This is a genomic window from Sporomusa sp. (assembly GCF_057736855.1).
Genome location: NZ_JBYKYF010000209.1, coordinates 1 through 4877 on the forward strand (window position 1 = coordinate 1; position 4877 = coordinate 4877).

Here is a 4877-nt window from a genome sequence, read left to right on the forward strand (position 1 = left end):
ACTCTTTCTATTCTACCTTATACAAAACTTTCCTGCAACATAATTGTAAACATCTTCCAGTAGGTTGTTGTAATTATCATAGTTTTCCACATTAAACCAAGTTATATAGGGCATTCGCCGATAAAAAGTTAACTGCCGTTTAGCAAAATTGCGAGTGGCCTGTTTAACCTGTTCGACGACTGTTGGCAAATCTTTCCTCCCATTTAGATATTCGATAATTTCTTTATATCCAATAGCGCGCATAGACTGGCAAGTAGGTGATACTCCTTGTCGTAAAAGTGTAGCTACCTCCTCTACTAACCCCTGAGCAATCATAAGATCCACTCGACGATTAATCCTGTCATATAACCTGGTACGATCCATGGTTAGGCCAATAACGGCAGCGTCATATAGCAGCCCTGAAGGTGCTATTTTTTCTTGGGAAACAGTTTCTCCACTTAGATAGTATACTTCTAGTGCCCTAATAATCCGTCGTAAATCATTCGGGTGTAACCTGGCAGCGGTATCTGGTTGAATTTTTGCCAGTAACGAATGCAAATATTCATTACCATGCTCTGCTGCCATAATAGTTAATTTTTGTCGCAGAACTTCATCACTAGGAGCCTGACTAAAACGATAACCTTCGAGTAATGCACGCACATATAGACCAGTGCCACCTGCCAAAATGGGAATCTGCCCGAGAGCATTAAGTTGCGTAATTAACTTTTTAGCATAATTTTGGAAATCAACCACGTTAAACTCTGCGCTTGGCTCTAAGATATCAATAAGATGATGCACCACACCATCGCGCTCTGCCAGAGTCGGTTTGGCAGTGCCAATATTCATCCCTTTATACACAAGCATAGAGTCTCCTGATATGATTTGGGTATTAAGCTTTTTCGCCAAATCAATACTAAGTTTGGTTTTTCCAACAGCAGTGGGACCAATTATTACTATTAATCGTTCCATAATTGGCCTCCGGTATCTTTGTTTGGATAGCGACAATCAATAATGCCATATTTTACACTACTATATTTACCGCCAACAATTGTCGTTATCCCAAGACGTGAAAATTCACCACTATCTGCTGCCTCTTTGACTACTACTCTCTGCTTGGCTATCCGGCAGGCTTGTTTGAGAGCTTCCGCTGTTAGGGAACGTTTGTCAGCCAAACTTCTAATCGGTTTTAAATTAGTACTTTTATAAATGGGATGACGAAACATCGGGTCAAAATAGACAACATCAAAACTGTTATCAGGTACAGTTTTGAGATACTGAAAATAATCGGCGTTTTTCACCTTAATCCGGCGTAGAGCACTGGTAATGTCATATTCTGGTTGAGGTTCAGGTGTAAAGTTTTGTAATCCAAGTTTAGTTATCAAAGCTATTATCGGTGAATTCTCCAAACCAATTACTTGGCCGCTTTCACCTGTCACAAAACTTGCAACAATGGCATCTGTTGCTAACCCTAACGTGCAGTCAAGTACCGACATACCAGTTGTCAGCCCCATGGAAGTCACCATATGGTCATGTTTTCCATTCATTATGTTTTTTATGCGTAATTCAGCCATACTTAAATGAAAAAAGTATTTACCATTACTTGTATGTACAATAGGACCATCTACAGTAGCAACCATAATGTTGCTCACTTGATACTGGTCCCTGAGAGCGGCCAAAGAGTGCCGGTTTCGTTCAACATAAGGAATATTCAGTTCCACTGCTATATGTTTTGCGGTTTGGATAACGGAGGCAGAAGGATCTTGGGCGGTTGTGATAATCACATCCATGGTAACCACCTATATACGTTTAAACATTTTTGCCAAATCCTCTGGACCAAATTTTACAATTGTAGGACGCCCATGGGGACAAGTATATGGCAATTCTGTCGTGTAAAGTTCGTTAAGCAAAGCTTGAATTTGTCTCATATTGAGCGAATCTCCGGCTTTGATAGCACTACGGCATGCTGCCATTTGTAAATAGGCATGTCGTAATTCTTGTGCCGAAGGCTGATGCATTTCAGCAATTAACTGTAATATTTGCCTGATAATCGCTTCGGCATCTGCTACCGGAATATCTGCAGGCAATTCTACAAGGCGCATAACATCAGGCCCAACTTGTTCCAATGTAAACCCAAGCTGGTAAAACGTGTCATGATGTTCCATAATGGTAGCACAATCATCACTTGTGAATTCAAAGTATTGGGCCACCAATAATTGCTGAACCGGTACCCGGCCTTTGGCGCGACTTAGACGATCATACAAGATTCGCTCGTGCGCAGCATGCTGGTCAATGATATACAGACCATCTGGTCCTTGTGCTACAATGTAGCAAGCATTAATTTGTCCCAGCGGATAAAGATCACATTCTCTATTAGTAGCAACAGAATCCCCGACTTCTGCGAATTGTTCCTCCTGCTGCATTGTTTTTCTAATAGTGTCAAAGGAGATAGTTTCCTCACGCCACATCGTAGGCTTCCAGGTCTCTGGCACCGCAAACATACTATCCTGTTTGACAGCCGGAGTATCGCGTTTTTCTTCTATTTGCTCAGGCCTATAGACCGGCTGATTACTTACTGATTCGCTTGGGAGGGCATCAGCGGCAGAGTTAGGTTGTATAGGTGCTGACAAAGTGGAGGATACCGCTCTATATACTACTCGATACAGTTTTTGCTCATCGCTAAATTTTACTTCTTTTTTTTGGGGATGAACATTAACATCAATGTTTTCAAGTGGTATATGCAAATGAAGCACCGCCAGCGGATAGCCATTTTTCGGTAAAAGCGAAAAATATGCATTATCAAGTGCTTTGGCCAGTACCCTGCTATGAATAACTCTGTTATTTACCATAAAGGTTTGCCACTGCCGACTGCTTTTTAGTAGAACAGGCTTGGCTACATAGCCTGATATAACGATATTTTCATCGCTATAATTTACTGGTAGTAATTCCGGAACAACCTTATGTCCGTAAATATCGGAAATAGCATTAATCAACTGTCCGGTCCCACCAGTTGATAGTACCATACGCTTGTTACTAATCAATCGAAAGGCTATTTGCGGATGCGACATAGCTAACTTTGTCACTACATCATTAATATGTCCACTTTCCGCGGCAGGAGTTTTCAAAAACTTGCGTCTCGCTGGTGTATTAAAAAATAAATCAGCAACAGTGACTGTTGTACCACAACCTGAGCCGGCCTCGCGAACATCTGCCAATATACCGCCATGAATTTCTACATAGGTTGCCAAATCATCAGTATGCAAACGCGTAGTAAGCGTAAATTTAGATACCGCTGCAATACTAGGCAAAGCTTCTCCACGAAACCCCAGTGTCTGTATGGCCGCTAAATCTTCAGCAGTTCGAATTTTGCTGGTAGCATGACGTTTTACCGCTAACAAAGCATCTTGATATCCCATGCCTATGCCGTCGTCGGTTACCCGTATAAACTGTATCCCACCATCAACTATTTCAATCTCAATATTACGACTGCCAGCATCGATTGCATTTTCTATAAGTTCTTTAACAACCGCTGCTGGGCGTTCAACCACTTCGCCAGCAGCGATCTTATTGGCGGTATTCTCGTCTAAAATATGGATCATTTGCTGACTCATAACCTTCCGGTTTCCTCTCTGGCTTTATTTTGCAGTTGATATAATACATTAAGCGCTTCTAAGGGAGTAAGAGTCATAACATCAATAGCTAGCAGTTCATCTACAACACCTGAACCAAACAACGACATTGTCGCGGCAGCAACCTTCGCATTTGTCTGCTTATTACTTTGCGTGTCACAGCTCACTTCTGTCTTACATTGTTCTAAATCCTTAAGTATTTGCTGAGCCCGCTCAATAATCCGTTTAGGTAAACCAGCAAGCTGGGCAACATGAATGCCATAGCTTTTATCTGCCCCTCCCGGGATAATGCGGCGCAAAAACACGATATCATTACCACGTTCTTTTACTGCCACCGAATAATTTTTGATGACATTGCTGTATTCAGCCAGTTTGGTTAACTCATGATAATGTGTCGCAAACAAGGTTTTAGCTTTAACTTTATCCTTGATATATTCGACCACTGCCCGCGCAATACTCATTCCGTCAAAAGTACTGGTTCCGCGTCCAATTTCATCTAAGATAATTAAACTATTGGCTGTAGCAAATTTTATAATTTGCGCCGTCTCCGTCATTTCAACCATAAAAGTACTCTGACCTGTTGCCAGATCATCGCTGGCACCTACCCGGGTAAAAATCCGATCAACAGGACAGATGGATGCTTCCCGCGCCGGAATAAAACTGCCAATCTGAGCCATAATCACAAGAAGTGCCACTTGGCGCATGTAGGTTGATTTACCAGCCATATTGGGTCCAGTTAAAATCATGATCTCACAGTCGTGATGATTAAGTACCGTATCATTCGGTACAAACCTCTCATTGGTTAACAGCCGCTCAACAACCGGGTGACGTCCATCTTTGATAATAATCTCCCGATTTTGATTCAAACTAGGTCGGACATAATTAAAACGGACTGCTGCTTCATTTAACGAAATAAGCACATCAAGTTGCGCTATTTGCCGGGCAGTCTGTTGGATTTCACCAATTCGCGCTTTAATGTATTCCCTAATAGTACTAAACAACTGGTATTCAATTGTCACAATTTTCTCCTGGGCGCCAAGCACTTTGGTTTCAAATTCTTTAAGCTCAGGCGTGATATACCGTTCGGCATTAACCAGGGTTTGTTTACGGATATAAGTAGGAGGAACTGCGTCAGTATTAGCATGAGTCACTTCAATATAATAACCAAATACTTTATTATACCCTATTTTGAGCGACTTGATGCCAGTCGCTTCACGTTCCCGCAATTCCAGTTCCTGAATCCAGCGTTTGCTATCTCTGGCAATGCTTCTA

At 41.8% G+C, this 4877-nt stretch carries 4 protein-coding genes; all 4 read right to left on the reverse strand.

The features are described from left to right. Nucleotides 1-12 precede the first annotated feature (12 nt). Complete coding sequence (gene miaA / locus AC29Z1_RS12740) at nt 13-948, reverse strand: tRNA (adenosine(37)-N6)-dimethylallyltransferase MiaA (RefSeq protein ID WP_488271832.1); 936 nt, start codon at nt 946-948, stop codon at nt 13-15. Beyond that, nucleotides 936-1766 carry a class I SAM-dependent methyltransferase gene (locus AC29Z1_RS12745; protein WP_488271833.1) on the reverse strand — a complete coding sequence of 277 codons (831 nt, stop codon included), beginning with the start codon at nt 1764-1766 and terminating at the stop codon, nt 936-938. The genes miaA and AC29Z1_RS12745 overlap by 13 nt, the downstream gene beginning before the upstream one ends. A gap of 9 nt (nt 1767-1775) precedes the next feature. Then, nucleotides 1776-3587, reverse strand: a complete 1812-nt coding sequence (gene mutL / locus AC29Z1_RS12750; RefSeq protein ID WP_488271834.1) for a DNA mismatch repair endonuclease MutL — start codon at nt 3585-3587, stop codon at nt 1776-1778. Beyond that, on the reverse strand, nt 3584-4877 hold a 1294-nt coding region (gene mutS / locus AC29Z1_RS12755; RefSeq protein ID WP_488271835.1), incomplete at its 5' end, for a DNA mismatch repair protein MutS. The genes mutL and mutS, both read right to left, overlap by 4 nt.

Coding starts and splice junctions, on each gene's coding strand:
- mutL (WP_488271834.1), bottom strand. CDS start 3,587: ATGAGTCAGCAAATGATCCATATTTTAGACGAGAATACCGCCAATAAG.
- miaA (WP_488271832.1), bottom strand. CDS start 948: ATGGAACGATTAATAGTAATAATTGGTCCCACTGCTGTTGGAAAAACC.
- AC29Z1_RS12745 (WP_488271833.1), bottom strand. CDS start 1,766: ATGGATGTGATTATCACAACCGCCCAAGATCCTTCTGCCTCCGTTATC.